The sequence below is a fragment of the Serratia sp. LS-1 genome, from assembly GCF_003719595.1.
GTDB classification, from domain to species: Bacteria; Pseudomonadota; Gammaproteobacteria; order Enterobacterales; family Enterobacteriaceae; genus Serratia; species Serratia ureilytica.
This window is the reverse complement of the sequence record NZ_CP033504.1, coordinates 1,632,475-1,658,068: the sequence shown is the minus strand read 5'-3', so window position 1 is coordinate 1,658,068 and position 25,594 is coordinate 1,632,475. Positions and strand designations below refer to the sequence as shown.

At 58.4% G+C, this 25,594-nt stretch carries 26 protein-coding genes and 3 tRNA genes; 19 read left to right on the top strand and 10 right to left on the bottom strand.

Going from position 1 to position 25,594, the window contains the following annotated elements; all coding sequences use genetic code 11:
• Positions 1 to 24: 24 nt before the first annotated feature.
• Positions 25 to 1,869: a polyurethanase gene (locus EDY99_RS08150; RefSeq protein ID WP_033652595.1), complete on the top strand. Its 1,845-nt coding sequence runs from the start codon at positions 25 to 27 to the stop codon at positions 1,867 to 1,869.
• A 60-nt stretch (positions 1,870 to 1,929) separates the two neighbouring features.
• Here EDY99_RS08150 and EDY99_RS08145 read toward each other — a convergent pair whose 3' ends face one another.
• The 3 genes from EDY99_RS08145 to EDY99_RS08135 all read right to left on the bottom strand — a co-directional run bounded on the left by EDY99_RS08145 (position 1,930) and on the right by EDY99_RS08135 (position 4,117).
• Complete coding sequence (locus EDY99_RS08145) at positions 1,930 to 2,826, bottom strand: aldo/keto reductase family oxidoreductase (protein WP_069100775.1); 897 nt, start codon at positions 2,824 to 2,826, stop codon at positions 1,930 to 1,932.
• A gap of 100 nt (positions 2,827 to 2,926) precedes the next feature.
• Positions 2,927 to 3,166: a DUF1289 domain-containing protein gene (locus tag EDY99_RS08140; protein WP_019455980.1), complete on the bottom strand. Its 240-nt coding sequence runs from the start codon at positions 3,164 to 3,166 to the stop codon at positions 2,927 to 2,929.
• A gap of 21 nt (positions 3,167 to 3,187) precedes the next feature.
• The gene (locus tag EDY99_RS08135) at positions 3,188 to 4,117 is read right to left on the bottom strand and encodes a LysR substrate-binding domain-containing protein (RefSeq protein WP_187174031.1); all 930 of its coding nucleotides are present in this window, start codon (positions 4,115 to 4,117) and stop codon (positions 3,188 to 3,190) included.
• A gap of 138 nt (positions 4,118 to 4,255) precedes the next feature.
• On the opposite strand from EDY99_RS08135, the gene EDY99_RS08130 reads away from it, so the two are divergent.
• From EDY99_RS08130 to rnt, 6 genes are all read left to right on the top strand, one after another.
• Entirely contained in the window at positions 4,256 to 4,897 is a 642-nt protein-coding gene (locus EDY99_RS08130; protein WP_046686966.1) for an NAD(P)-dependent oxidoreductase, read from the top strand.
• A gap of 136 nt (positions 4,898 to 5,033) precedes the next feature.
• On the top strand, positions 5,034 to 6,671 hold the full coding sequence (gene eptA / locus EDY99_RS08125) for a phosphoethanolamine transferase EptA (protein ID WP_046898485.1): 1,638 nt from the start codon (positions 5,034 to 5,036) through the stop codon (positions 6,669 to 6,671).
• 102 nt (positions 6,672 to 6,773) lie between these two features.
• Positions 6,774 to 7,394: a TetR/AcrR family transcriptional regulator gene (locus EDY99_RS08120; RefSeq protein ID WP_033642921.1), complete on the top strand. Its 621-nt coding sequence runs from the start codon at positions 6,774 to 6,776 to the stop codon at positions 7,392 to 7,394.
• An 86-nt stretch (positions 7,395 to 7,480) separates the two neighbouring features.
• Complete coding sequence (locus EDY99_RS08115) at positions 7,481 to 8,584, top strand: alkene reductase (protein ID WP_033642920.1); 1,104 nt, start codon at positions 7,481 to 7,483, stop codon at positions 8,582 to 8,584.
• Between the two features lie 333 nt (positions 8,585 to 8,917).
• Complete coding sequence (gene gloA, locus EDY99_RS08110; protein WP_033652600.1) at positions 8,918 to 9,325, top strand: lactoylglutathione lyase; 408 nt, start codon at positions 8,918 to 8,920, stop codon at positions 9,323 to 9,325.
• Positions 9,326 to 9,402: 77 nt separating this feature from the next.
• Positions 9,403 to 10,086, top strand: coding sequence for a ribonuclease T (gene rnt, locus EDY99_RS08105; RefSeq protein WP_016927925.1), 684 nt, complete (start codon positions 9,403 to 9,405; stop codon positions 10,084 to 10,086).
• Between the two features lie 68 nt (positions 10,087 to 10,154).
• On the opposite strand, the gene EDY99_RS08100 is transcribed toward rnt, so the two are convergent.
• Entirely contained in the window at positions 10,155 to 10,502 is a 348-nt protein-coding gene (locus EDY99_RS08100; protein ID WP_004931329.1) for a Grx4 family monothiol glutaredoxin, read from the bottom strand.
• A gap of 416 nt (positions 10,503 to 10,918) precedes the next feature.
• Here EDY99_RS08100 and EDY99_RS08095 point away from each other — a divergent pair, with 416 nt between their 5' ends.
• Positions 10,919 to 11,737, top strand: a complete 819-nt coding sequence (locus EDY99_RS08095) for a C40 family peptidase (protein WP_042784370.1) — start codon at positions 10,919 to 10,921, stop codon at positions 11,735 to 11,737.
• Positions 11,738 to 11,937: 200 nt separating this feature from the next.
• A complete protein-coding gene (sodB, locus tag EDY99_RS08090; RefSeq protein ID WP_004931333.1) occupies positions 11,938 to 12,516 on the top strand; it encodes a superoxide dismutase [Fe] in 579 nt (192 codons plus the stop codon).
• A 64-nt stretch (positions 12,517 to 12,580) separates the two neighbouring features.
• Here the strand turns inward: sodB and EDY99_RS08085 are convergent, their stop codons facing one another.
• Entirely contained in the window at positions 12,581 to 12,670 is a 90-nt protein-coding gene (locus tag EDY99_RS08085; RefSeq protein ID WP_094143265.1) for a YnhF family membrane protein, read from the bottom strand.
• 322 nt (positions 12,671 to 12,992) lie between these two features.
• Here EDY99_RS08085 and purR point away from each other — a divergent pair, with 322 nt between their 5' ends.
• Positions 12,993 to 14,018 carry an HTH-type transcriptional repressor PurR gene (gene purR / locus EDY99_RS08080; protein ID WP_004931336.1) on the top strand — a complete coding sequence of 342 codons (1,026 nt, stop codon included), beginning with the start codon at positions 12,993 to 12,995 and terminating at the stop codon, positions 14,016 to 14,018.
• Here the strand turns inward: purR and punR are convergent.
• Positions 14,006 to 14,962, bottom strand: a complete 957-nt coding sequence (gene punR / locus EDY99_RS08075; protein ID WP_033642916.1) for a DNA-binding transcriptional activator PunR — start codon at positions 14,960 to 14,962, stop codon at positions 14,006 to 14,008. The genes purR and punR overlap by 13 nt on opposite strands.
• A 123-nt stretch (positions 14,963 to 15,085) precedes the next feature.
• Here punR and punC point away from each other — a divergent pair, with 123 nt between their 5' ends.
• A complete protein-coding gene (gene punC, locus EDY99_RS08070; protein ID WP_042784368.1) occupies positions 15,086 to 16,297 on the top strand; it encodes a purine nucleoside transporter PunC in 1,212 nt (403 codons plus the stop codon).
• Positions 16,298 to 16,641: 344 nt separating this feature from the next.
• Positions 16,642 to 17,793 carry a cyclopropane fatty acyl phospholipid synthase gene (cfa, locus tag EDY99_RS08065; protein WP_033642914.1) on the top strand — a complete coding sequence of 384 codons (1,152 nt, stop codon included), beginning with the start codon at positions 16,642 to 16,644 and terminating at the stop codon, positions 17,791 to 17,793.
• Between the two features lie 72 nt (positions 17,794 to 17,865).
• Here the strand turns inward: cfa and EDY99_RS08060 are convergent, their stop codons facing one another.
• Both EDY99_RS08060 and EDY99_RS08055 read right to left on the bottom strand, forming a co-directional pair.
• A complete protein-coding gene (locus EDY99_RS08060; protein WP_033642913.1) occupies positions 17,866 to 18,159 on the bottom strand; it encodes an I78 family peptidase inhibitor in 294 nt (97 codons plus the stop codon).
• Between the two features lie 54 nt (positions 18,160 to 18,213).
• Positions 18,214 to 18,864, bottom strand: coding sequence for a riboflavin synthase (locus EDY99_RS08055; protein ID WP_033642912.1), 651 nt, complete (start codon positions 18,862 to 18,864; stop codon positions 18,214 to 18,216).
• Between the two features lie 239 nt (positions 18,865 to 19,103).
• On the opposite strand from EDY99_RS08055, the gene EDY99_RS08050 reads away from it, so the two are divergent.
• The 7 genes from EDY99_RS08050 (at position 19,104) to EDY99_RS08020 (ending at position 23,710) form a co-directional block, all read left to right on the top strand.
• Positions 19,104 to 20,480, top strand: coding sequence for an MATE family efflux transporter (locus EDY99_RS08050; RefSeq protein WP_033642911.1), 1,377 nt, complete (start codon positions 19,104 to 19,106; stop codon positions 20,478 to 20,480).
• A 181-nt stretch (positions 20,481 to 20,661) separates the two neighbouring features.
• Positions 20,662 to 20,738, top strand: a tRNA-Val gene (locus EDY99_RS08045).
• Positions 20,739 to 20,758: 20 nt separating this feature from the next.
• Positions 20,759 to 20,835 (top strand) — tRNA-Val (locus EDY99_RS08040).
• A gap of 20 nt (positions 20,836 to 20,855) precedes the next feature.
• A tRNA-Val gene (locus EDY99_RS08035) sits at positions 20,856 to 20,932 on the top strand.
• A gap of 121 nt (positions 20,933 to 21,053) precedes the next feature.
• On the top strand, positions 21,054 to 21,359 hold the full coding sequence (locus EDY99_RS08030; protein WP_046686960.1) for a cupin: 306 nt from the start codon (positions 21,054 to 21,056) through the stop codon (positions 21,357 to 21,359).
• 393 nt (positions 21,360 to 21,752) lie between these two features.
• A complete protein-coding gene (pykF, locus tag EDY99_RS08025) occupies positions 21,753 to 23,165 on the top strand; it encodes a pyruvate kinase PykF (RefSeq protein ID WP_033642909.1) in 1,413 nt (470 codons plus the stop codon).
• Between the two features lie 308 nt (positions 23,166 to 23,473).
• Positions 23,474 to 23,710, top strand: coding sequence for a major outer membrane lipoprotein (locus tag EDY99_RS08020; protein ID WP_004931354.1), 237 nt, complete (start codon positions 23,474 to 23,476; stop codon positions 23,708 to 23,710).
• Positions 23,711 to 23,849: 139 nt separating this feature from the next.
• Here the strand turns inward: EDY99_RS08020 and EDY99_RS08010 are convergent, their stop codons facing one another.
• Both EDY99_RS08010 and sufE read right to left on the bottom strand, forming a co-directional pair.
• A complete protein-coding gene (locus tag EDY99_RS08010) occupies positions 23,850 to 24,863 on the bottom strand; it encodes a L,D-transpeptidase family protein (protein WP_033652724.1) in 1,014 nt (337 codons plus the stop codon).
• Positions 24,864 to 25,161: 298 nt separating this feature from the next.
• The gene (sufE, locus tag EDY99_RS08005) at positions 25,162 to 25,578 is read right to left on the bottom strand and encodes a cysteine desulfuration protein SufE (protein ID WP_122004178.1); all 417 of its coding nucleotides are present in this window, start codon (positions 25,576 to 25,578) and stop codon (positions 25,162 to 25,164) included.
• Positions 25,579 to 25,594 lie beyond the last annotated feature (16 nt).

The following is a 25,594-nucleotide window of genomic DNA, read 5'->3' as shown; positions in this document are numbered from 1 at the left end:
CGGCATACTTCATAAGGAACTGATATGGGCATCTTTAGCTATAAGGATCTGGACGAAAACGCGTCAAAGGCGCTGTTTTCCGACGCCTTGGCCATCTCTACCTACGCTTACCACAATATCGATAACGGCTTCGATGAAGGCTATCACCAGACCGGTTTCGGCCTCGGTCTGCCGCTGACGCTGATCACGGCGCTCATCGGCAGCACCCAGTCGCAGGGCGGCCTGCCCGGTCTTCCCTGGAACCCCGACTCCGAACAGGCCGCGCAGGACGCAGTGAACAATGCCGGCTGGTCAGTGATCGACGCCGCGCAGTTGGGTTACGCCGGCAAAACCGATGCGCGCGGCACCTACTACGGCGAAACCGCCGGTTACACCACTGCTCAGGCCGAGGTGCTGGGCAAATATGACAGCGAAGGCAATCTCACCGCCATTGGCATCTCATTTCGCGGTACCAGCGGCCCGCGCGAGTCACTGATCGGCGATACCATCGGCGATGTGATTAACGATCTGTTGGCCGGGTTCGGGCCGAAAGGCTATGCCGACGGCTATACGCTGAAGGCCTTCGGCAATTTGCTGGGGGACGTGGCGAAATTCGCGCAGGCACACGGGCTGAGCGGCGAAGACGTGGTGATCAGCGGTCACAGCCTCGGCGGGCTGGCGGTCAACAGCATGGCGGCGCAGAGCGACGCCAACTGGGGCGGCTTCTACGCGCAGTCCAACTATGTCGCCTTCGCCTCGCCGACCCAGTACGAAGCCGGCGGCAAGGTGATCAACATCGGCTATGAGAACGATCCGGTGTTTCGCGCGCTCGACGGCACCTCGCTGACCCTGCCGTCATTGGGCGTTCACGATGCGCCGCATACCTCCGCCACCAACAATATCGTCAACTTCAACGACCACTACGCGTCGGACGCCTGGAATCTGTTGCCGTTCTCCATTCTCAACATTCCGACCTGGCTATCCCACCTGCCGTTCTTCTATCAGGATGGCCTGATGCGGGTGCTGAACTCCGAGTTTTATTCGCTGACCGACAAAGACTCGACCATTATCGTCTCCAACCTGTCGAACGTCACGCGCGGCAGTACCTGGGTGGAAGATCTGAACCGCAACGCGGAAACGCACAGCGGGCCGACGTTTATCATCGGCAGCGACGGCAATGATTTGATCAAGGGCGGCAAAGGCAACGACTATCTCGAGGGCCGCGACGGTGACGATATCTTCCGCGACGCCGGCGGCTATAACCTGATCGCCGGCGGCAAAGGCCACAATATCTTCGATACCCAGCAGGCGTTGAAAAACACCGAGGTCGCCTACGACGGCAATACGCTTTACCTGCGCGACGCCAAAGGCGGCATTACGCTGGCGGACGACATCAGCACCCTGCGCAGCAAAGAAACCTCCTGGCTGATTTTCAGCAAAGAGGTGGATCATCAGGTGACCGCCGCCGGATTGAAATCGGATTCGGGCCTCAAAGCCTATGCGGCCGCCACCACCGGCGGCGACGGCGATGACGTCCTGCAGGCTCGCAGCCACGACGCCTGGCTGTTCGGCAACGCCGGCAACGACACGCTTATCGGCCATGCCGGCGGCAACCTGACCTTCGTCGGCGGCAGCGGCGATGACATCCTGAAGGGGGTCGGCAACGGCAATACCTTCCTGTTCAGCGGCGATTTCGGCCGCGACCAGCTGTATGGCTTCAACGCCACCGACAAACTGGTATTTATCGGCACCGAGGGCGCCAGCGGGAATATCCGCGACTATGCCACGCAGCAAAACGACGATCTGGTGCTGGCCTTCGGCCACAGCCAGGTCACGCTGATCGGCGTCTCGCTCGATCATTTCAACCCCGATCAGGTGGTGTTGGCCTAAAGACCGACGTAAAAAAAGCCGGGCGCTTTCGCCGCCCGGCTTTCCTCTTTCTACCCCGTCTCAGGGCACGTCATACCCCAACGCAGCCTTGCGAATGCGGAACCACTGCTGGCGGTTCAGCGCCAGTTTCTGCGCCTTCAACGCCGAACGCACCCGCTCGATCTTGCCGGAGCCGATAATCGGCAGCGGCGAAGACGGCAGGCGCATCACCCAGGCGTAAACCACCTGTTCAATGGTCTCGGCGCCGATCTCTTGCGCCACCCGCTGCAGCTCGTCGCGCAGCGGCTGGAACTCGGCGTCGTTGAACAAGCGGCCGCCACCCAGGCAGGACCAGGCCATCGGTTTGATGCGCAGCTGCTGGCACTGGTCGAGCGTGCCGTCCAGGATCGCCGGTTGGTGAATCGGCGAAATTTCCACCTGATTGGTGACCAGAGAGAACGGCAGACGCGACTGCAGCAGTTGGAACTGCGCGGGCGTAAAGTTAGAGACGCCGAAATGGCGCACCTTGCCGCTTTTGTGCAGCGCGACAAAGGCTTCGGCCACGTCGTCAGCGTCCATCAACGGATCCGGGCGGTGGATCAGCAACAGGTCGAGGTAGTCGGTATGCAGATAGCGCAGCGAGTGTTCCGCGCTCTGTACGATATGATCGCGATCGGTGATGTAGTGGCCGATCGGGTTGCCGGGCTTGGCGGTGGTGGCGATGCCGCACTTGCTCACCAGCTCCAGCGACTGCCGCAACGCGGGCTTCAGGCGCAGCGCGTCGCCGAATGCCTGCTCGCAGGCATAACCACCATAGATATCTGCGTGATCGACGGTGGTGACGCCCAGTTCGACGTGCTGTTCGATAAACGTCAGCAGCTGCTGCGGCGACATGCCCCACTCCATCAACCGCCAGTAACCGCAAATCATGCGGGAAAATTCAGGCCCCTGCGGCGCGAGACGAATGCGTTCTACCATTGCGAAAACCTCATGACATTAGTTGTCAGCCAGCATACACAAGCCGGTGAGGCGCAGGGAAGCGCAAAGGCGCATGAACGTGCGGCAGATCAGGAAAGGGTCAAAACAGCGAAGGCTGTTCCGGCAGCGGCTCGTCGGGGGCTTTGTTGGCGCGCTGCAGGCGCAGGAAACGTTGGCGACACAGACGCAGCACTTCGCGCTTTTGCGCGTCGCTCATGCTCATCCAGCCGAACCGCTCCTCGCGGCTGCGCAGGCAGCCACGGCAGAAACCGCGATCGTCGGCCTGGCAAATGCCGCGACACGGGCTGGGGATGTCGAAAAATTCAAGCTGCTGTGCCACGGGCCCTCCTGCATTCTCCTGCTAATTGAAGACGTCATCGCCGCCGCTGGCAAGTCCCTTTTCGCCATTGCGGCGAAAATAGTCGCGCAAATAGCGCAGCGCCTGGCGGCTTTTCTCCGGCATAGTGCGTTCCAGCGTCAGCGCGTGCAGCCGCAGCGGCGCCGGCCGCCACTCCGGCAACAGCAGCAACAGCTCGCCGCGCTGCAGCTCGTCGCCAATTTCATACAGCGGCTGAACGGAAATGCCCAGACCGGCGCGGGTAAAGGCGCGCATCACGTTCATGCTCTCGCTGACGATCTGCCCCTCCGCCAGCCGCAGCTTGACCTGCTGGCCGGATTGATGCAGCAAATCCAGATGGGCCCCGCTGTAGCCGCTGGAGATCCAGCGGTGCTGCACCAAATCCTGCGGCTTTTCCGGCACCCCATGCTGGCTGAGGTAACGCGGCGCCGCGCACAGCACCATCGGCCACGCCGTCAGCGGGTGAGCGATCATATTGGCGTCCGCCAGTTGACGATTGGCGCGCAGCGCAATGTCGACCCGCTGTTCTATCATGTCGACGATGCGATCGTCTGCCAGCACCCGCAGCGTCAGCTTGGGATGCGCCTGCAACAGCGGCGCCAGCGCCTCCGCCAACGAGCGGCCGCCGATGCCAACCGGAGTGGCGATGCGCAGCTCGCCCACCAGCGTGTCCCGCAGTTCCGCCAGCCGCTGCTCCGCCTGCTGCGCCTGTTGCAACATCGCCTCGCAGCCGGGATAAAACGCCGCCCCCGCCTCGGTCAACGCCAGACGGCGGGTGGAGCGGTGCAACAGCGGCACCCCGAGCGCCTTCTCCAGCGAGCGCATATGCTGACTGACCGCCGACGGCGTCATGCCCAGCCGCCGCGCCGCACCGGCCAACGATCCCTCCGCCACTACGGTGGCGAACACCGCCATTCGATTGAGTTTATCCACGATTATGAAGTTTTACTTAATCAAGAAAGCATGAATATGGCACTAATCACGGCTATTGTTAAGGACTAGAGTAGATCCCACGCAGCAGGCACATCGGCCTGCCTTACGATACTGACCCATCCCTGAAGGAGCATACAGATGAAAGTAGCCATTATTGGAGCAACCGGTTTTGTTGGCCGCCGTGTGGTGGATGAAGCGCTGGCTCGCGGCATTCAGGTAACGGCGATCGCCCGTCAGAAAAAAGATTTGCCGGACCACGCCAATCTGACCGTCGCGCTGGGCGACGTCGCCGATACCGCCTGGCTGGCGGGGCAATTGCACGGTCAGGATGCGGTGATCAGCGCCTACAATCCCGGCTGGGGCGAAGACAACCTGTATGAGAAGACTACGCGCGGCGCCCAGCAGATCCTTACCGCGGTCGAGCAGGCAGGCGTCAAGCGCCTGTTGGTGGTGGGCGGCGCAGGCAGCCTGGAAGTGGCGCCGGGCGTTGAACTGGTGGATACGCCGCAATTCCCGGAAAATATCCGCCCCGGCGCGCAGGCGGTGCGCGATCTGCGCAATAAACTGCGCAACGAATCAGCGCTCGACTGGACCTATCTCTCTCCGGCCGCCCTGCTGGAACCGGGCAAACGCACCGGCCAGTTCCGCCTCGGCACCACGCAGCTGCTGATGAACGGCGACGCGCCGGCCAGCATTTCGGTGGAAGATCTGGCGGTGGCTATCGTCGATGAGATTGAAAAACCTCAGTTTATTCGCGCCCAATTCACCGCCGCCTACTAATTCCCCTCACCGCCAGGCCACCGGCCTGGCGTTTTCCCGCGTTCGCCGCCGCCAGTATTCTGAATTTCTAAGGTTTTCTTAAGTTTCATCCGGTAGATTTCAAGGCATTATCTACTCTCAGGATCCAGATTTGGCAATGTGGTTACGTCAACGCTTACAGTGCAACAGCCTCGGTTTTATCCTCGCCACCGCCCTGTTCTTCACTCTGTTCCAAAACGCGTTATTCCTGCATCGCGCCTGGTCGTATATCACCTTCGATAGCGTCCACAGCGTGATATTCGCCGCCAGCATGCCGGTGGTGATCTTCTGTGCGCTGAATATTATCTTCAGCGTGTTGACCGTGCCCTACCTGCGCAAACCACTGATCGTCTTTTTCTTGCTCGGCAGCGCCGCAGCCAACTATTTCATGTACAGCTATGGCGTGGTGATCGACGGCAACATGATGCAAAACGCCTTTGAAACCAACACCCACGAAGCGACGGCGTTGCTGACGCCGCGCATGGGGCTGTGGCTGGCGCTGCTCGGCGTCCTGCCGGCGGCGGCGGTTTGCTTCACCCATATTCGCCAGACCCGCCCCTGGTGGTACATGGTTGGGCTGCGCGCCGCCAACGTCATGCTGTCATTGGTGGTGATCCTGATCATCGCCGCGCTGTTCTACAAAGACTACGCTTCGCTGATCCGCAACAATAAAAGCGTGGTGAAGATGTTGACGCCTTCCAACTTCGTCGCCGGCACCATCAAGTTTACCGAGCAGCGCTACTTCACGCGCAATCTGCCGCTGGTGAAGATCGGTGAAGACGCGCGCAAAGGGCCGCTGATCGCCGGACAGGCCAAGAAAACGCTGGTGATCCTGGTGGTGGGCGAAACCGCCCGCGCCGAAAACTTCTCTCTCGGGGGCTACGATCGCGAGACCAACCCGCGCCTCAAGCAGGACAACGTGGTCTATTTCAAGAACGCCAGCTCTTGCGGCACCGAAACGGCGATCTCCGTCCCCTGCATGTTCTCCAACATGCCGCGCAAAGCGTACGACGCAACTCAGGCGACGCACCAGGAAGGCATGCTCGACGTGCTGGCGCATGCCGGCGTCAACGTGCTGTGGCGCGATAACGACGGCGGCTGCAAAGGCGCCTGCGATCGGGTGCCGCACATCGACATGACCAAACTGAAACTGCCGCAGGACTGTGACGGCGAAGTTTGCATGGACAATGTGCTGTTGTACAAACTGAACGACTACATCAATAGCCTGAAAGACGACGGCGTGATCGTGTTGCACCAGATGGGCAGTCACGGCCCGGCTTATTACCGCCGCAGCACGCCGCAGTTCCAGACGTTTTCGCCGACCTGCAACAGCAATCAGATCCAGGATTGCAGCCATGAACAGCTGGTGAACACCTACGACAACTCGATCCTGTATACCGACGCGATGCTCGATGCCACCATCAAGCTGCTGCAGCAGTATGACGACCGGTTCAATACCGCGTTGGTCTACCTGTCCGATCACGGCGAATCGCTGGGAGAAAACGGCATGTATCTGCACGGCACGCCTTATGTCTTCGCGCCGAGCCAGCAAACTCACGTGCCATTCCTGATGTGGATGTCGGCCGACTATCAGCGCAATTTCGGCATCGATCGCCAGTGCCTGAGCGCGCTGGCGGAAAAGGACGACGTGTCGCAGGACAATCTGTTCCACACCCTGCTGGGCATGCTGAATGTGCAGACGCGTGAATATCAATCCCAGTTGGATATTCTGCAACGCTGCCGCAACGCGGCGTAAGCGCTTAACTTCCGCGTGCCGCTGAGGCACAATGCTTGAGACCAACCGGCGTTTTGTGCGCCGGTTTTTTTATTCCCATTGACCTAGACCAATCGGTCTATTATGCTCGGCGCCATGATGACCAAATCAACGCATTGCAACGTGGATACACGTGAACATCTGCTCGCCACCGGCGAAACCCTCAGCCTGCGCCTGGGCTTTACCGGCATGGGGCTGAGCGAACTGCTGGCCACGGCGGGCGTGCCGAAAGGATCGTTCTACCACTATTTCCGCTCGAAGGAAGCCTTCGGCGAAGCGATGCTGCAACGCTATTTCGCGCACTATGATGCGCAAATGCAAAAGCTGTTTGCCGACGAGCATACCGATGCCCGCCACCAGCTCTTGGGGTATTACGCCCAGGCCATCAGTTACCACTGCCGCAGCGAATGTCATAACGCCTGTCTGGCGGTGAAACTCTCCGCCGAGGTGAGCGACCTGTCGGAGCCGATGCGCCATGCGCTGGAAACCGGGACCGCCCGGGTGATCGGCCACCTGCAGGCGGCCATTGAGCGCGGCATCGCCGAGGGATCGCTGTCGGTAGCCATGAGCCCGGCGGCAACCGCAGAGACGCTGTATGCCCTGTGGCTCGGCGCCTCGCTGCGCGCCAAGATCCGGCGATCGTTGGCCCCGTTGACCAGCGCGCTGGAAAGCATCGAGTTGCTGCTGCGCCCGCCGCAGCCGTAACGCCACCGTCTTTTTTCGTGAAAATGCAGTTCGTGTTTTTTATCGCCCATAACTAGACGACCGGTCTATTAAATACAGGATGCACTATGAAGACTGAAAAATTGCTCTCTCCGCTGAAAGTTGGCGCAGTCACCCTGCCCAACCGCGTGTTTATGGCTCCGCTGACGCGTCTGCGCAGCATCGAACCGGGCGACATTCCCACGCCGCTGATGGCGGAGTATTATGCGCAGCGCGCCGGCGCCGGTCTGATCGTGACCGAAGCGACGCAGATTTCCTTCCAGGCGAAAGGCTACGCCGGTGCGCCGGGCCTGCATACCCCGGAGCAGATCGCCGCTTGGAAACACATCACGCAGGCGGTACACGACAAAAACGGCCACATCGCCGTGCAGCTGTGGCACGTAGGCCGCATCTCCCACACCAGCCTCCAGCCGGGCGGACAAGCGCCGGTCGCCCCTTCGGCGATCAACGCAGACACCCGCACCACCGTGCGTGACGAAACCGGCGCCTGGGTGCGCGTACCGACCTCTACGCCGCGCGCGCTGGAAACCAGCGAGATCCCGGGCATCGTCAACGATTTCCGCCAGGCGACCGCCAACGCGCGTGAAGCCGGCTTCGACTTTATCGAGCTGCATGCGGCTCACGGCTATCTGCTGCACCAGTTCATGTCTCCGGCGTCTAACCAGCGTACCGATCAATACGGCGGCAGCATCGAGAATCGCACCCGCCTGACGCTGGAAGTGGTCGACGCCGCCATCGCAGAATGGGGCTCCGAGCACATCGGCATCCGCATCTCGCCGCTGGGGCCGTTCAACGGCCTGGACAACGGTGAAGATCAGGAAGAAGCGGCGCTGTACCTGGTGGAAGAGCTGAACAAACGCAACATCGCCTATCTGCACATCTCCGAACCGGACTGGGCCGGCGGCAAACCGTATTCCGACGCCTTCCGTGACTCGGTGCGCGCCCACTTTAAAGGGGTGATCGTCGGCGCCGGCGCCTACACCGCTGAAAAAGCCGAAGCGTTGATCGAAAAAGGCTTCATCGACGCGGTGGCCTTTGGCCGTAGCTACATCGCCAATCCGGATTTGGTCGAGCGTTTCCGTCAGCACGCCCCGCTCAACGAACCTAAGCCGGAAACCTTCTACGGCGGTGGCGCCGAAGGTTATACCGACTATCCGTTTCTGACGAAGTAACCCGTCCTGACCCTAAACGGCCACGCAACCGCCTGGCCGTTTTTTTATGCACGCAAAAAGGCCCGCACAAGGCGGGCCGACGTTCCCTGGTGTTGTTATCTGCTACAGGTCAATTTCTACACGGTTACGCGCGGAATTGATAATTGATTGTGCAGATCAATTACTTCGTATCGATCGGTACACTCGATCAATATTTAAACACCCATGGCGAGGGGGCAAAAAGTGACATCGTCACCAACTCGTCACGTTGAATTCCCTTGCGGGACAAGGCTATACTCGCTTGTGCTTCAATCCACCCGCCGTCTGCCACGGCACAGTCAATTCAGAGGAATTATGCGCTTACTCCATACCATGATCCGCGTCGGTGATCTGCAACGCTCCATCGACTTCTACACCAAGGTATTAGGCATGCGCCTGCTGCGCACCAGCGAAAACCCGGAGTACAAATACTCGCTGGCTTTTGTCGGCTATACGGAAGAGAGCGAAGGCGCGGTTATCGAACTGACCTATAACTGGGGCACCGACAGCTACGACATGGGCACCGCCTTCGGCCACCTGGCGCTGGGCGTGGACGACGTCGCCGCCACCTGCGACAACATCCGCCGCGCCGGCGGCAACGTCACCCGTGAGGCCGGCCCGGTGAAAGGCGGCACCACGGTGATCGCGTTCGTCGAAGATCCGGACGGTTATAAAATCGAGCTGATCGAAAACAAACACGCCGGCCAAGGCCTCGGCCACTAAGCCTCTCTCGGGGCGCGCCTGCGCCCCGCTGATTCTCCGCGCGATAGCGCCTGCAACCGGGCGCAAAATTTGCCATAATGCGCGCTGCATTCGATGAAGATAAGAAACTGATGGCCGAAAAAAGTGATCTTAACGCCCTGAGTGGTCGTTTTCGTGGGTTTTATCCCGTAGTAATAGATGTTGAAACCGCCGGCTTCAACGCCAATACCGATGCGCTGCTGGAAATCGCCGCCGTGACGCTGAAAATGGATGAAGACGGCTGGCTGCAGCGCGACGAAACCCTACACTTCCACGTGGAGCCTTTCGAGGGCGCCAACCTGCAACCGGAAGCGCTGGCGTTTAACGGCATCGATCCGCACAACCCGCTGCGCGGTGCGGTCAGCGAATACGACGCGCTGCACGCCATTTTCAAAGCAGTGCGCAAAGGGCTCAAGGATCGCGGTTGCAACCGGGCCATTATCGTCGCGCACAACGCCAACTTCGATCACAGCTTCCTGATGGCCGCGGCCGAACGCGCCGGTTTGAAGCGTAATCCGTTCCATCCGTTCGCCACCTTCGACACCGCTGCGCTGAGCGGCCTGGTGCTGGGGCAAACGGTGCTGGCCAAAGCCTGCATCGCTGCCGGCATGCCGTTCGACAGCAGCCAGGCGCACTCCGCGCTGTACGACACCGAACAAACCGCCCTGCTGTTTTGTGAGCTGGTTAACCGCTGGAAGCGTCTCGGCGGCTGGCCGCTGCCCGCCGGCGATCTCGCCGAATAGGCCCAATAAAAAAGGCGGCCCAGTTTGCACTGGCGCCGCCCGTTACGCGATAACCGCACGTCTGTCGATTAAGACTGCTGGTCTTCCTGCGCTTTATACTTTTCTGCCGTTTCTTTGATCAGCTGCTGCAATTCGCCGCGCTGATACATTTCGATGATGATATCGCAACCGCCGACCAGTTCACCGTCTACCCACAGCTGCGGGAAAGTCGGCCAGTTGGCGTATTTTGGCAACTCGGCGCGGATGTCCGGGTTTTGCAGAATATCCACATAGGCGAAACGCTCGCCGCAGGCGGACAGCGCTTGCACAGCCTGCGCAGAGAAGCCGCAGCTCGGCAGCTTTGGCGAACCCTTCATGTACAGCAGAATCGGGTTTTCAGCGATCTGGTGCTGAATTTTTTCAAGTGTCGTCGTCATTTATTGCTTCCTCAAGCCACATTTCATGGCTACAACATGCATCACGCGGGCTATTGTAGCGGCTGGAACAGTCGCAAGAAAACGCCATCTTTTGCAAGGATATTCGCCCGCCGCCGATCGCGTTTCACCGGCCACGTCATTCCGGTCAAAACATACGTTGAGAATAACATTTTTAATCCGACCATTTCACTAATATATTGCGCCGCGATGACGGCGCGGCTTAATTATATCCACCGCCGCCGCCTGGCGCTTTTTTATACATCAACAGGCTGATTTTAAACCAAAAAAAATGTCATTAACGTTTTCTCACAATATGGATTATTATTTATGAGTTCTTCGCTGTTTTATATGGCGAAATTCGGGAATACTGTAACTCTTTCGATATCCGTTTCGGGGCCAAGGTTGGTGACGTCGACATGCGTTTAATTCTTACGCTCTTTGCGCTGCTGTTTACGCAGCTCTTCTTCAATTTGGCGCACGCTGCGCCACAGGCGCGTGTTGCCGCCGAGCAGCGTAAAAGCCATGCCAATGAAGCGCGGCCCGATGACCGCAGAAAAAAGAAAGCGGATAAAGCCGCCAAAAAAGCCAAAGTGACGGCCCCCGAGAAAAAAACCAAGACCGCCAAGGTCAAAAGCGAGAAAAGCGCGAAAAAGATCGTCAGCGCCAAACCCAAGGCCAAAGCGCAGAAAACCGCCAAAATTAAAGTCACCCCGCCGAAAAAGGGCTACAAAAAAGGCTATGGCCGCCACCGCGAAGCCGGTATGGCCACCGCCAAGCTGGCGCGTGATGAAAAACCGTTGAAACTCAGCCCGGCGCACAAAAAGCGTTACCAGCACGCCAAGCAGACCGCGATGGCCAAGCTGATGGATCAGATGGGCAAGCCTTACCGCTGGGGCGGCAGCTCGCCGCGCACCGGCTTCGACTGCAGCGGCCTCATCTATTACGCCTATAAAGACGTGGTGAAAATCAAGATGCCGCGCACCGCCAACGAAATGTATCACCTGCGCGACGCGGCGCCGATCAAGAAAAGCGAACTGGAAAGCGGCGATCTGGTGTTCTTCCGCATTAACAACCGCGGCGTGGCGGATCATGTCGGCGTCTACCTCGGCAACGGCAAATTCATCCAGTCGCCGCGCACTGGCGAAGAGATCCGCATCAGCCAGCTCGACAACGACTATTGGCAGAACCACTACATCGGCGCTCGCCGCGTAGTGACGCCGAAAACCATCCGTTAATTCCCTGCTCTGCGCGGTTGCGGCCTCGGCCGCAACCGCCTGCTCAAGCTATCGCCCATCGCACTCCCCCACGCGCATTTCTCGCTTTTCCTCCTGTTTTTTATGATGAAAATTGTTAAGATTGAATGACCACAATAAAAAACGGCCCATCCGGCGTTCGCCCCGGCGAGAAGCTGAATGGCGCTGTAAAGGAGGAAGCAATGTCGTTTGAATTACCTGCATTACCGTATGAGAAAAACGCGCTCGAGCCGCACATCTCCGCCGAGACCCTGGAATACCACTACGGCAAACACCACAACACCTACGTGGTTAACCTGAACAACCTGGTGAAAGGCAGCGAGTTCGAAGGCAAATCGCTCGAAGAGATCATCAAGACCTCTAACGGCGGCGTGTTCAACAATGCCGCGCAGGTGTGGAACCACACCTTCTACTGGCACTGCCTGTCGCCACAGGGCGGCGGTGAACCGCAGGGCGAACTGGCGGCGGCGATCGTCAAATCCTTCGGCTCTTTCGCTGCGTTCAAAGAGCAGTTCACCGATGCCGCCGTGAAAAACTTCGGTGCCGGCTGGACCTGGCTGGTGAAAAAACCGGACGGCGCGCTGGCAATCGTCAACACTTCCAACGCGGCAACCCCGCTGACCGGCGAAGACAAACCGCTGCTGACCGTTGACGTGTGGGAACACGCGTATTACATCGATTACCGCAATGCGCGTCCAAAATACCTGGAAAACTTCTGGGCGTTGGTCAACTGGACCTTCGCGGCGGAAAACCTGGCGTAAGCGCAGGCCTTGCCTAAGTGATGAGGCGCAGCTTGGCTGCGCCTTTTTTAAAACTGGCGGGAAATCAGTTCAACGCGGCGACAAAGCTGAAAGCGATGATCATCGCCAATGCGCAAACGGTGGTGAACAGCGACATCTTCAGATCGGTATCCATGACAACTCCTTTAAAATGGGCTTTCCTAAGGATAAAAGGCGCACAATTAGTACGTCAAATCATTTTCCCACAGTTCGCCGATAAAATCTTGTTATCATTTCCCGGTTTATAATCTCGATTACCTCTTCCACTTTTGTTCAATATGCGACAAAATTCGCAGTTCACAACTGCGTACCGGCATTCATGCCCCTCCTGATTAAGCGCTGACGACTTCAACACTAAAAACTCAGTTTTCGCTTCTCTGGAGAAGGATCTACGTAGGCAAACGATTAACATCACACTTACATGCTGTAAACATGTGAGTTCAGGAGTCATTCCTTACATGGCAACGATTAAAGATGTGGCCAAACGCGCGGGCGTTTCCACCACCACCGTTTCGCACGTCATCAATAAGACTCGTTTCGTCGCCGAAGAGACCAAAGCGGCCGTGTGGGCCGCCATCAAAGAGCTGCACTACTCGCCGAGCGCCGTGGCGCGCAGCCTGAAAGTCAATCACACCAAGTCTATCGGTCTGCTAGCCACCTCGAGCGAAGCGCCCTACTTTGCCGAAGTGATCGAGGCGGTGGAAAACAGCTGCTACAGCAAAGGCTATACCCTGATCCTGTGCAACTCGCACAACAATCTGGACAAACAGCGCGCCTACCTGGCGATGCTGGCGCAAAAGCGCGTCGACGGCCTGCTGGTCATGTGTTCCGAATACCCGGATCAGCTGCTGGGCATGCTGGAAGACTACCGCAACATCCCGATGGTGGTAATGGACTGGGGCGCCGCGCGCGGCGACTTCACCGACACCATCATCGATAACGCGTTCGAGGGCGGCTATCTGGCCGGGCGTTATCTGATCGAACGCGGCCACCGCGATATCGGCGCTATCCCGGGCCAACTGTCGCGCAACACCGGCGGCGGTCGGCATCAGGGCTTCATGAAGGCGCTGCAGGAAGCGCATATCGATATTCGCGAAGAGTGGATAGTCCAGGGTGACTTCGAGCCGGAGTCCGGTTACAAGGCGATGCATCAAATTCTGTCGCAAAAACAGCGACCGACCGCAGTATTCTGCGGCGGCGACATCATGGCGATGGGCGCCATCTGCGCCGCCGACGAACTGGGGCTGCGGGTGCCGCAGGATATTTCCGTGATCGGCTACGACAACGTGCGCAACGCCCGCTACTTCACCCCGGCGCTGACCACCATTCATCAGCCGAAAGAGCGTCTGGGCGAAATGGCCTTCACCATGCTGCTGGATCGCATCATCAGCAAGCGCGAAGAATCGCAGGTGATCGAAGTGCATCCGAAGCTGGTCGAACGCCGTTCGGTCGCCGACGGTCCGTTCATCGACTACCGCCGCTGATCGTCCTCCCTACCGGAAGCCGGCGCGGCTTCCGGTGCCGCCTCACTCAGCCACTCCTGATTCAGCGTCTCGCCATCGCCCAAATACGCCAGCAGCCAGCTCATCGCCGGTGACGGTTTATCCTGTTGCCAGGTCAGGCAGCAGGGGCTGGCGGGAAACGGCTGCTGCAACTGCAACGCCTTCAGCTCACCGCGCTGCACCCGCGGCAGCGCCAGATGCGCCGGCATCATGCCGACGCACAATCCGGCGCACAAACAGTCGAGCGCCGAGGTCCAGTCCGGCACCACCAGCCGCCGCTGGTTATCCAGCGTCCAGGTGACGCGCTTGGGCAGATTGCGCGAGGTGTCTTCCAGACAAAGCGCAGGGTACGGCCTCAACCGATCGTCATTCAACGGCCCTGCCAGCTGCGCCAACGGGTGCTGTGGGCTGACTACGCACAGCCAGTTCATATCCCCCATGTCGCGGAAAGCGAAGCCGCCGCCGACCGGCACCGCGCGGGTGGCGCCAATCGCCATGTCCGCCCTGCCGTCCACCAACGCATCCCACACGCCATTAAACACCTCGGGTTGCAGCATCAACTCGACGTCGGGGAAATGGCGGTAGAAATCCAGCACCAGCTGGCGGCTGCGCTGCGGTTTGACGATGATGTCCACCGCGATATTCAGCTGACCGCGCCAACCGTTGGCCACCTGTTGACAGTGGCGGCGGGTGTCGAGCATTTTTTTGATAACAGCTCGCGCATCCTTGATAAACAGCGCGCCGGCCGGCGTCAGTTCCACATCTCGGTGACGCCGCTCAAACAGCGGCACCGCCAGCCATTGCTCCAGCTGCCGCACGGTATAACTTACCGCCGACGGCACCCGGTGCAGCTCCTGCGCCGCCGCGCTGAAACTGCCGGTGCGCGCCACCGCATCAACGACCTCGAGAGAATATTCAGACCACATCGCTTTGCCTTCAATTTTTTTAACAGCACTTTGCAAATATTACCGTTTCACAAGCAGAGATCCAGCCGGATACACTGGCCGGCGCTAAAAACCTGCGACACTAAAATATTAACGAGAAATACCATGCGAAATTCCTTTGGTTTTATGTTCTACCTCGCCGGCCTGAGCATGCTGGGTTATCTGGCGACCGATATGTACCTGCCCGCCTTCGGCGCCATGCGGGAGGAACTGCAAATTTCCGCCGGCGCGGTCAGCGCCAGCCTGAGCATCTTTTTGGCCGGCTTCGCCTTCGCGCAGCTGCTGTGGGGGCCGCTCTCCGACCGTCTGGGACGCAAACCGGTATTGTTGATTGGCCTGACGCTGTTCGCGCTCGGCTGCCTGGGCATGCTGTGGGTGGAAAATGCCGCGCAGCTCTGGATACTGCGCTTTATTCAGGCCGTAGGTGTCTGTTCCGCCGCCGCCATCTGGCAAGCGCTGGTGGTCGACCGCTATCGTGAAGGCCAGGCCAACCGCGTATTCGCCACCATCATGCCGCTGGTGGCGCTATCGCCGGCGCTGGCGCCGCTGTTGGGCGCCTGGCTGCTGAACCACGCCAGCTGGCGCGCGATCTTCGCCGTGCTGCTGGCCATCACCGCCTTGTTGCTGTTGCCGACGCTGCTGCTCAAAGAGAACGCCAGGCCAAAACCCGCCGTCGACGCGCCAAAAAGCAGCGTCAGTTTTTGGCAATTATTGAAATCCCCGGTATTCAGCGGCAATGTCGCCATGTACGCCGCCTGTTCGGCCGGTTTCTTCGCCTGGCTGACCGGCTCGCCGTTTATCCTCGGTGATATGGGCTACGGCCCGAGCGACATCGGCCTGAGCTATGTGCCGCAGACGCTGGCCTTCCTGCTGGGCGGTTACGGGTGCCGCGCCGCGCTCAAGCGCATCAATGGCAAAACCCTGCTGCCGTGGCTGCTGGTAGCTTATGCTGTCAGCATGGTGGCCCTGTATCTGGTGGCAACCCTGACCAATCCGACGCTCACCACGCTCCTGATCCCGTTCTGCGTGATGGCGCTGGTCAACGGCGCCGGCTATCCGATCATGGTGGCCAACGCGCTGATGCCGTTCCCGGACAGCAGCGGCAAAGCCGCCGCGCTGCAAAATACGCTGCAGTTGGGGCTGTGTTTCGTGGCGAGCATGCTGGTATCGACGTTTATTGCGCAGCCGCTGTTGGCGACGGTGACGGTGATGGTGTCCACGGTGATACTGGCCGCGCTGGGGTATTTCCTGCAGCGGGGAAAAGCGGCCAAGGCGCCGCAAGAAACGCCGCGCGAACATGCTAACTCAGCGTCATAATTGCCAAGCTAAATAATCACTTAAAGAATATGCGTGCCGAGTGCGATTTACAGTTGAGTCAATGCCTCGGCGCGCCTATACTCAAAAACAACCTTGTAAAGTAACACCTTATAATCTCTATATCTCAATTAGCTGTTGTGTACGCGTCTTGCGTCACACTCTTTTTTTGAAGAGGCGTTTATCCTGCGCCGTTTGCGTCGGGTCGCTTCTTTAAATTTCCTCTGTTCATAGTCGGATATCAGACGCCGCGGGCTTATTTCCCGTCGGTATACGTATGCACCCGCAGAAATTGTCTAAGCTGTTTCCTAACGGGTCATCAGTCAGAAGAAGGTGATGGAGAAGCTATGAGTTCATCGTGTATAGAAGATCTGAGCATCCAGGATAACCAGTGGTACCGTATCGCGCACGAAATGCTCGGTCTGGCCGGTATCGAAATTAACGGATCGCGCCCTTTCGATATTCAGGTTAAAAACCCCGAATTCTTTAAACGCGTTTTGCAGCAAGGCTCCCTGGGTCTAGGCGAGAGCTATATGGATGGTTGGTGGGAATGCGAGCGGCTGGATATATTCTTCCAGCGCGTGGTCAGCGCCGGGCTGGAGAAGAAGCTCCCCCACCACCTGAAAGATACCCTGCGTATCGCCGCGGCGCGCCTGACCAATCTGCAATCGAAAAAGCGCGCCTGGATCGTCGGCAAAGAGCATTACGATCTTGGCAACGATCTGTTTACGCTGATGCTCGATCCTTACATGCAGTACTCCTGCGGCTACTGGAAAGACGCCGCCACGCTGGAGGAAGCGCAAGAAGCGAAACTGCGGATGATCTGCGAAAAACTGCAGCTGCAGCCGGGCATGCGCTTGCTGGACATCGGCTGCGGCTGGGGCGGCCTCTCCGCCTATGCGGCGAAAAATTACGGCGTGTCGGTGGTCGGCGTGACCATTTCCGCCGAGCAGCAGAAACTGGCTCAGGCGCGCTGCGCCGGGCTGGATGTGCAGATCCTGCTGCAGGACTATCGTGATCTGCATCAGCAGTTCGATCGCATCGTCTCGGTCGGCATGTTCGAGCACGTCGGGCCGAAAAACTATCGCACCTATTTCAACGTGGTAGAGCGCAATCTGGCGCCGCACGGCCTGTTCCTGCTGCACACCATCGGTTCCAACAAGACCGACATGAACGTCGATCCGTGGATCAACAAATATATCTTCCCGAACGGCTGCCTGCCCTCGGTGAGGCATATCGCCGAGGCCAGCGAAGGCCATTTCGTGATGGAAGACTGGCACAACATCGGCGCCGACTACGATCGCACGCTGATGGCCTGGTTCGAGCGCTTCAAGCAGGCGTGGCCGCAGCTTGCTCCACGTTATTCCGAGCGCTTCGAGCGGATGTTCAGCTATTACCTGAACGCCTGCGCCGGCGCGTTTCGGGCGCGCGATCTGCAGCTGTGGCAGGTGGTGTTCAGCCCGAAAGGCGTTGAAGGCGGCATCCGCGTCGCACGCTGAACGCTCCCCTAATAAAAAAAGCCCCGGCAACCTCATCGCCGGGGCTTTTTTTGCTCTTTCGAACCAGGCGGCTTAGCCGCAGTAAACGCGGATGATTTTATCGTTGCTATCGCCGAGGAAGTTCAGACGGCGCAGGTTGAAATCCATGGTGACGGCAGAGTTGTACGGAATGGCGCGCACCTTGGATTCGATCCGCACGCCTTCCAGCGACGTCATCGGCTTGCCGACGTAGTTTTGATACTGCGAAGCGCCGCAGGTATCGTCCGCATCGGCCACTTGCGCGCCGCCGCCCTGCTCAGGTGAACTGCTGCAGGCGCTCAGCGCCAGCAACGCGGTTAACAACAACGTTTTCCCATAAAACTTCACGCGTTTCTCCTCTCTGCTTATGATTCGACTCCGGCGGCAACGCCCGAATCGCTGTCAGTCTTTGTGCGCCGGCGCCACCGCCGCCGCCAGCGTCGCTTCCCGATTGGCCAGCACGCGTTCGACGGTGTCCACTACCGCCTGCGTCTGCGGATCGATCTCGATGTTCACCTTATCGCCCAGGCGTTTTTTACCCAGCGTAGTGCGCTCCAGGGTTTCCGGGATCAGATGCACGCAGAAACGGTTATTCACCACTTCGCCGATGGTCAGGCTAATGCCGTCGATGCCGATGAAACCTTTGTGCAGCACATATTTCATCAATTCCGCATTCGGCATGCGCAGCCATACCTGACGGTTATTTTCCGAGGTATAAATTTTGGCCACTTCCGCCGTGCAGATAATATGGCCGGACATCAAATGACCGCCAATTTCATCATTGAATTTCGCCGCGCGCTCGATATTGACGATGTCGCCCAACGCCAGATCACCGAGGTTGGTCAGGCGCAACGTTTCCTTGATCAAATCGAAGCTGACGCGGTTGCCTTCCACCGCGGTGACGGTCAGGCAGCAGCCGTTATGGGCCACCGACGCGCCCAGCTCCAGCCCCGGCAGCAGTTCTGCAGGCATCTCGATCACATGGGTGCGGAAATTGGGTTTCTCATCAATGGCGACCAGCGGCGCGGTGCCTTGTACGATACCGGTGAACATATGTGCCTCTTCTTACTCAATAGATTAAAACGCTTCCGGCAGTTTGCCCCAGTTGGCGCTGAAAACCAAATCCGCGACGGCAAAAAACGCGTCCCTGCGCATTTAATAACTATTTATCTGCGGCGTTTGCTTAACGACGCCGAGCAGGTACAATATTTTTGACAAAATTCCGCTATTTTAATTGTTGTCCTCTCGCGGCAGCCCTCCCTCCCACATATATAAAATAGAAAGGTGTATGCGTGCAGAAGTACTTAATTGAAGCGCGTAGTTTATTGGCTCTCGCTATCCCGGTGATCATCGCGCAAATCTCGCAAACCGCCATGGGCGTGGTGGATACCATCATGGCCGGCGCTTACAGCGCCACCGATATGGCGGCGGTGGCGGTCGGCACCTCTATCTGGCTGCCGGCCATCCTGTTCGGTCACGGCCTGCTGCTGGCGCTGACCCCAGTGATCGCCCAGTTAAACGGCGCCGGCCGTCGCGATCGCATCGCCCATCAGGTGCGTCAGGGCTTCTGGCTGGCCTCCGGCGTTTCCGTACTGTTGATCGTCGTGCTGTATAACTGCAAATTCGTCATCGACATGATGCACAACATCGATCCGCAGCTGGCGGATAAAGCCGTCGGTTATCTGCACGCCATCATGTGGGGCGCGCCGGGCTATCTGTTCTTCCAGGTGATGCGCAACCAGTGCGAAGGGCTGTCCAAAACCAAGCCCGGCATGGTGATCGGCTTCCTCGGCCTGCTGGTGAATATCCCGATCAACTACATCTTTATCTACGGCAAGTTCGGCATGCCGGAACTGGGCGGCGTGGGCTGCGGCGTCGCCACCGGCAGCGTCTACTGGATCATGTTCCTGATGATGCGCTGGTACGTGAAGCGCGCGCCGTCGCAGCGCGACATCAAGCGCCAGACAGGCGATCTCGGCGGCCCGGACTGGGCGGCGCTGAAGCGCCTGATCGGCATCGGTATGCCGGTGGCGCTGGCGCTGTTCTTCGAAGTCACCCTGTTCGCCGTGGTGGCGTTGCTGGTGTCGCCGCTCGGGATCGTCGCGGTCGCCGGCCACCAGATCGCACTTAACTTCAGCGCGCTGATGTTCGTGTTGCCGCTGTCGCTGGGCGTCGGCGCCACCATTCGCGTCGGTTATCGTCTGGGAGAAGGGTCGGTAGAAGGCGCGCGCGTCGCCGCATACTCCGCCATCGGCGTCGGCATCACCATGGCCGTCTGCACTGCGCTGTTTACCGCCACCTTCCGCGAACCGATCGCCCTGCTGTACAACGACAGCCCGGCGGTGGTGGCGATGGCCTCGCAGCTGATGCTGCTGGCGGCGCTGTATCAAATCTCGGATTCAATCCAGGTGATCGGCAGCGGCGTGCTGCGCGGTTATAAAGATACTCGCGCGATCTTCTTCATCACCTTCATCGCTTACTGGGTGTTGGGCCTGCCGAGCGGCTATCTGCTGGCGCTGACCGATGCGGTGGTGCCGGCGATGGGGCCGAGCGGTTTCTGGATCGGCTTTATCATCGGCCTGACCTTCGCCGCCATCATGATGGCGCTGCGCATGCGCTGGCTGCAGAAACAGCCGACCACCGTCATCCTGCAGCGTTCTACCCGCTGAGTCCGTTCCCGGCCGGTTTTCTCCCCGGCCGGGCAGCGGGTTGCGGAAAAAAACGCCTGTCTGCGCACAACCTCAGCAATCGCGTGAAATACCGAATAAAATTGCGTTTTTCCCCTTGCCAGCACGCGGGTAGCTCGTTAATATTCGTCCCCGCTGTCAGCCATGACAGACAGGAAAAGATGCGTCCGTAGCTCAGTTGGTTAGAGCACCACCTTGACATGGTGGGGGTCGGTGGTTCGAGTCCACTCGGACGCACCAAATTCCAGAAGCAGTACAGTGCGTCCGTAGCTCAGTTGGTTAGAGCACCACCTTGACATGGTGGGGGTCGGTGGTTCGAGTCCACTCGGACGCACCAAATTTCAGAAGCAGTGCAGTGCGTCCGTAGCTCAGTTGGTTAGAGCACCACCTTGACATGGTGGGGGTCGGTGGTTCGAGTCCACTCGGACGCACCATATTGCTGATTCACCTCTCCCCCTATCGCGTTATAATTCTCGCTGTTTCGTCTCTGCCCGACCGCTCGATTTTTCATGTCGATTGCGCCGAACTACCGCCATCAGCCATCAGGAACGCCACATGACCACCTTCACCGCCAACACCCCCTTTTTACCGCTCGACAATGGCCTTGCCCGTCGTGAAGGCGTGATGAGCGACGGTTCGCCGGCAGCGGAAGTGCGTTTCGAGACCGGGGCCTTCGGCCAGCTGCAAAAGCCCGCGCACGCGCTGCAAACCCGGGTGATATCGGGTGAATTCGAGTTCACCCTCGGCGGCGACACGCGGATAGTGCGGACCGGCGAGAGCCTGACCCTGCCGGCCAACGTCGCCAGCGGCTGCTTCTGCCTGAGCGCCGGTGTGCTGCTGGAAATCCCGCAAACGCGCTAAGCCGCATTTACAGCAAGGTTATTTGCGCAACAAGCCGTACGCAACGCGTTGCATTTGCGCCACATTTGCCCTCGTTTTGACATATCCGCCGCACCGCCGCGGTTTTTTATTTTGTTTCCCGCCGCTTAGCCTTTATAATGCGCAACGTCTATCAGTTGAATGGTTTCAGCCCTTGATCTGCGAAAACGCAATAACAACACGATTTAATCTCACCCCGTTGCGCAGCATCCCCGCGCCCCCGCGCGGGCTGAATTTTTCCGCCCCACATCAACTGTCGTCACCTATCCTTAACTATGTTTTTCACCACCAGGCACGGCTCAAATTCCCTATCGGCGTAAACAACGCCGGTCAAATTCGTTTTTTTATCCATCACAACTTGTAGAAAACTCCGCCATGAAAAAGACCAAAATTGTTTGTACCATCGGTCCAAAAACCGAATCGGAAGAAATGCTGACCAACCTGCTCAATGCGGGCATGAACGTGATGCGTCTCAACTTCTCTCACGGCGACTATGAAGAGCACGGCAACCGCATCAAGAACATGCGCGCCGTGATGGCGAAAACCGGTATCAACGCCGGCATCCTGCTGGATACCAAAGGCCCGGAAATTCGCACCATGAAACTGGAAGGCGGCAAAGACGCCTCTCTGGTCGCCGGCCAAACCTTCACCTTCACCACCGACCAGAGCGTGATCGGCAACAGCGAACGCGTGGCGGTGACCTACGCCGGCTTCGCCGCCGACCTGAAGATCGGCAACACCGTGCTGGTTGACGACGGCCTGATCGGCATGGAAGTCACCAACGTGACCGAGAACGAAGTCGTTTGCAAGGTGCTGAACAACGGCGACCTGGGCGAGAACAAAGGCGTCAACCTGCCGGGCGTGTCCATCCAGCTGCCTGCGCTGGCCGAGAAAGACAAACGCGACCTGATCTTCGGCTGCGAGCAAGGCGTCGACTTCGTGGCGGCGTCCTTCATCCGTAAACGCTCCGACGTGCTGGAGATCCGCGAGCACCTGAAAGCGCACGGCGGCGAGCAGATCCAGATCATCTCCAAGATCGAGAACCAGGAAGGCCTGAACAACTTCGACGAAATTCTCGAAGCGTCCGACGGCATCATGGTTGCCCGCGGCGATCTGGGCGTTGAAATCCCGGTAGAAGAAGTGATCTTCGCCCAGAAGATGATGATCGAAAAATGCAACCGTGCGCGTAAAGTGGTGATCACCGCCACCCAGATGCTCGATTCCATGATCAAGAACCCGCGCCCTACCCGTGCGGAAGCCGGTGACGTCGCCAACGCCATTCTGGACGGCACCGACGCCGTCATGCTGTCCGGCGAAAGCGCCAAGGGCAAATACCCGCTGGAAGCGGTCAACATCATGGCGACCATCTGCGAACGCACCGATCGCGTGATGCCAAGCCGCATCGATACCCTGAACGATCGCCGCAAGCTGCGCATCACCGAAGCGGTATGCCGCGGCGCGGTTGAAACCGCCGAAAAACTGGATGCGCCGCTGATCGTCGTCGCCACCAGCGGCGGCAAGTCAGCGAAATCCGTGCGTAAATACTTCCCGAACGCCGTGATCCTGGCGCTGACCACCAACCAGACCACCGCGCATCAGCTGGTGCTGAGCAAGGGCGTTATCCCGCAGATGGTCAAAGAAATCGCCTCCACCGATGACTTCTACCGCATTGGTAAAGAAGCCGCGCTGGCCAGCGGCCTGGCGCAAAAAGGCGACGTCGTGGTGATGGTTTCCGGCGCGCTGGTGCCGAGCGGCACCACCAACACCGCCTCGGTACACGTGCTGTAATATAAAACGTGACATAATTATCTTGATCAAAACGCCGCTTTGCGGCGTTTTTTTTATCGGCAGTAAACTATTTTTCTCAAAACGCAACCGCGATCTGCTCATTATTTAGCTAATAACAAATCGGAGTAGTCCCATGGAAGCCGGCTGTTTTCCCTCGTTTTTTTAACTAATTTGTAAAACCAGATGCAAGTTTGAGCGAACGATCAAAATAAAGCACCTCAACACTAAAAAATTATTCTCTTTCGAAAAAAGTTTGTGTAATACTTGTAACGCTACATGGAGATTAACTCAATCTAGAGGGTGTTATAATGAATCGTACTAAACTGGTACTGGGCGCGGTAATCCTGGGTTCCACTCTGCTGGCTGGCTGCTCTAGCAACGCTAAAATCGATCAACTGTCTTCTGACGTTCAGACTCTGAACGCTAAAGTTGATCAGCTGAGCAACGACGTGAACGCAATGCGTTCTGACGTTCAAGCGGCTAAAGACGACGCAGCACGCGCTAACCAGCGTCTGGACAACCAAGCTCACGCTTACAAAAAGTAAGATAGCTTTGGTTATTGAAAACGGCGCACATTGTGCGCCGTTTTTTTTGTCTGTTTGTCGCCTGGGCTTTCCAGCGCGGCAGGCAAAAAAAAGAGGTTCAGCACGCTGAACCCCTCTTTGACCGCTCAATCTGGCAAACTTAGTTCACCGAGCTGATTGGCGCTGCCTTGAATGGGCTCTTATTCGCCGCAGGAGCCGCTGCAGGCGTTAAACTCACCTCAGACGGGCTCTCCCCTACGTTGACCAGCACCGGCATGCCAGAGCGGCGGACAACCGCGCTATCGAACACGGCGCGATCGGTTTGCCCATCGGCAGCAAAGGCTTTCTCCGCTTTAGACAACGCGATCGGCATGGTCTGCGGATCGTCGCTTTCCACCCGCGACAGCGGCTGGTGCACTTCCACATAGCGTTTGCCGTCCGGCTCGACCGAAATCTTCACCGGATCGTTGATCACCTGCACCCGCGTACCGCGCGGCACCATGTTGAACAGCGCCTCGATATCCGTCGGACGCAGGCGAATACAGCCGGAGCTGACGCGCATGCCGATACCGAAGTTGGCGTTGGTACCGTGGATCAGGTATTCACCGCGCCCCATCGCCAGACGCAGGGCGAACAGCCCCATCGGGTTCTCAGGGCCGGCCGGCACCACCGCAGGCAGCGTCACGCCCTGGGATTGATAGCGCTTGCGGATGTTGGCGGTGGGCGTCCAGGTCGGGTTAGGGATCTTTTGGCTGATGGAAGTCACCTCCAGCGGCGTGTGCATCCCGGTCTGGCCGATACCGATCGGATAGACGATCACTTTATTCTCGCCTTTCGGATAGTAGTAAAGGCGCAGCTCGGCCAGGTTGACGATGATCCCTTCACGCTTGGTGTCAGGCAGCAGCATTTGGGTCGGAATGGTCAGCACCGTACCCGGCTTGGGCAGGAACGGGTCGGTGCCGGGGTTGGCTTCCAGCATGCCCAGCAGGCCAATCTTGTAGTCGGCGGCGATCGCCTCCAGCGGACGGCCGTCGTTTGGCACGGTATAAGTGGTGTTTTCGCCGATCAGACGGCTGTCCGGCGGCGGCAGCGGGTATTCGGTCGCACTGGCGGCCTGCGTGCCGGCCAGTACGGTAGCGAAGACCATGCCCATTAAACTCAACGCACGTTTCATTATCATCCCTATATTTTTTATGACGGTTCGCCCCCAAGGCTAACGAGCGCCTGGCGGTGGGTAAATCAGACAATACCTGATTAATACTAGCAACGCTGGCATCAAAGGCAATAAGTTCTCTAAAAATCAACACGTTATAACGTAATCACCGTCGTTGATTGTCAACGAAACGTCAATGGGTAAGCTGCTGAAATATCACTAAATTGGGGGATGATTCCTGGGGAAAACGGCGGATTGTAAAGACTCATTGACAAAGCGAATATATCAATGAGCCTTTAAAGAGCAGTGGCGTTAAGGATCAGGCCAGCTGAGCGGCTTTACTGCGAATAGCGCGGATCATCGCCTCCAGCCCCTGTGAGCGCGAAGGCGTCAGATGTTGGCTGAGCGCCAGCTCGGAGAAAAACGGCCGCACGTCGAGCTCGACGATTTGCTGTGGCGTCAATTGACGATAAAGAATAAACACCACCGCCAGCAGCCCTTTGACGATCGCCGCGTCGCTATCGCCATGGAATTCGACCTGCCCTTGCTCATCGCGACGCATCACGATCCACACCTGGCTCTGGCAGCCGGAAATCAGGTTCTCGGCCTGCCGCTCGGCCTCGTCCAGCGGCGGCAATTTGGCGCCGAGTTCAATCACGTACAGGTATTTCTCCTCCCAGTTCAAACAGCGGGAGAAATTACGCACCAATTTGTCTTTGTCCGGCAAATTCGCCATGGGGATCCTTTTGTAC

Bases quoted from the DNA above. Each gene is read 5' to 3' on its own strand.
- EDY99_RS08150 (WP_033652595.1), top strand. From the start codon at position 25: ATGGGCATCTTTAGCTATAAGGATCTGGACGAAAACGCGTCAAAGGCG.
- EDY99_RS08145 (WP_069100775.1), bottom strand. From the start codon at position 2,826: ATGGTAGAACGCATTCGTCTCGCGCCGCAGGGGCCTGAATTTTCCCGC.
- EDY99_RS08130 (WP_046686966.1), top strand. From the start codon at position 4,256: ATGAAAGTAGCCATTATTGGAGCAACCGGTTTTGTTGGCCGCCGTGTG.
- eptA (WP_046898485.1), top strand. From the start codon at position 5,034: ATGTGGTTACGTCAACGCTTACAGTGCAACAGCCTCGGTTTTATCCTC.
- EDY99_RS08120 (WP_033642921.1), top strand. From the start codon at position 6,774: ATGCTCGGCGCCATGATGACCAAATCAACGCATTGCAACGTGGATACA.
- EDY99_RS08115 (WP_033642920.1), top strand. From the start codon at position 7,481: ATGAAGACTGAAAAATTGCTCTCTCCGCTGAAAGTTGGCGCAGTCACC.
- gloA (WP_033652600.1), top strand. From the start codon at position 8,918: ATGCGCTTACTCCATACCATGATCCGCGTCGGTGATCTGCAACGCTCC.
- rnt (WP_016927925.1), top strand. From the start codon at position 9,403: ATGCGCGCTGCATTCGATGAAGATAAGAAACTGATGGCCGAAAAAAGT.
- EDY99_RS08100 (WP_004931329.1), bottom strand. From the start codon at position 10,502: ATGACGACGACACTTGAAAAAATTCAGCACCAGATCGCTGAAAACCCG.
- EDY99_RS08095 (WP_042784370.1), top strand. From the start codon at position 10,919: ATGCGTTTAATTCTTACGCTCTTTGCGCTGCTGTTTACGCAGCTCTTC.
- sodB (WP_004931333.1), top strand. From the start codon at position 11,938: ATGTCGTTTGAATTACCTGCATTACCGTATGAGAAAAACGCGCTCGAG.
- EDY99_RS08085 (WP_094143265.1), bottom strand. From the start codon at position 12,670: ATGGATACCGATCTGAAGATGTCGCTGTTCACCACCGTTTGCGCATTG.
- purR (WP_004931336.1), top strand. From the start codon at position 12,993: ATGGCAACGATTAAAGATGTGGCCAAACGCGCGGGCGTTTCCACCACC.
- punR (WP_033642916.1), bottom strand. From the start codon at position 14,962: ATGTGGTCTGAATATTCTCTCGAGGTCGTTGATGCGGTGGCGCGCACC.
- punC (WP_042784368.1), top strand. From the start codon at position 15,086: ATGCGAAATTCCTTTGGTTTTATGTTCTACCTCGCCGGCCTGAGCATG.
- cfa (WP_033642914.1), top strand. From the start codon at position 16,642: ATGAGTTCATCGTGTATAGAAGATCTGAGCATCCAGGATAACCAGTGG.
- EDY99_RS08055 (WP_033642912.1), bottom strand. From the start codon at position 18,864: ATGTTCACCGGTATCGTACAAGGCACCGCGCCGCTGGTCGCCATTGAT.
- EDY99_RS08030 (WP_046686960.1), top strand. From the start codon at position 21,054: ATGACCACCTTCACCGCCAACACCCCCTTTTTACCGCTCGACAATGGC.
- pykF (WP_033642909.1), top strand. From the start codon at position 21,753: ATGAAAAAGACCAAAATTGTTTGTACCATCGGTCCAAAAACCGAATCG.
- EDY99_RS08020 (WP_004931354.1), top strand. From the start codon at position 23,474: ATGAATCGTACTAAACTGGTACTGGGCGCGGTAATCCTGGGTTCCACT.
- EDY99_RS08010 (WP_033652724.1), bottom strand. From the start codon at position 24,863: ATGAAACGTGCGTTGAGTTTAATGGGCATGGTCTTCGCTACCGTACTG.
- sufE (WP_122004178.1), bottom strand. From the start codon at position 25,578: ATGGCGAATTTGCCGGACAAAGACAAATTGGTGCGTAATTTCTCCCGC.